Source organism: Peribacillus sp. P4_B1 (assembly GCF_056402395.1).
On sequence record NZ_JBFUHM010000190.1, the window covers coordinates 1 to 516 of the forward strand.

Genomic DNA, 516 nt, shown 5'->3' on the forward strand with positions numbered 1-516 from the left:
CCCGGGAGAGCTCCAGGGCGAAGGCCGAGCTCCCGCCGGCATCGTCAATTCGCTGGACCGTGGCATCGACGTTCAGGGAGGGAATTTCGATGGTTTGCTTGGCGCCGGTCCACTCGAGGCCACGCAATTGTTCCCACAAGGTGGTGTGCAGTTCGCTGCTCATCACGGCCAGTCCGGAGACGTTGGTCATGACAGCCAGGGCGTCGAGCATGATGACCGGGGCCTTGGAGGAGCTCAGACGCAGTTGCGACATCCCCAGGGCGAGTCCCGTCGCGCTGCCGAGATCGAGCAGTCGGCGTTCGATCTGGCCGCCGGCTTCGCGGGCCATGGCCAGCATGAGCGGGTTGTCCAAACCGGTGTCGCAGGCGAAGGAAATGGACCCAAGCACCCGGCGGGTGACCGGGTGCAGAATCGGTGCCCCTGAACACGACAGGGGTGCCAGCGCCTCGTTGAAATGCTCGGCTCCGCGGACAAAAACGGCCTGGCGTCCTTCGATGGGGGTGCCCAGCCCGTTCG

The 516-nt window shown here is 65.5% G+C and carries 1 pseudogene; it reads right to left on the reverse strand.

The window, feature by feature from the left end:
* Nucleotides 1-516, reverse strand: a pseudogene (locus AC1DVK_RS27205) (hypothetical protein); the annotation flags it as partial.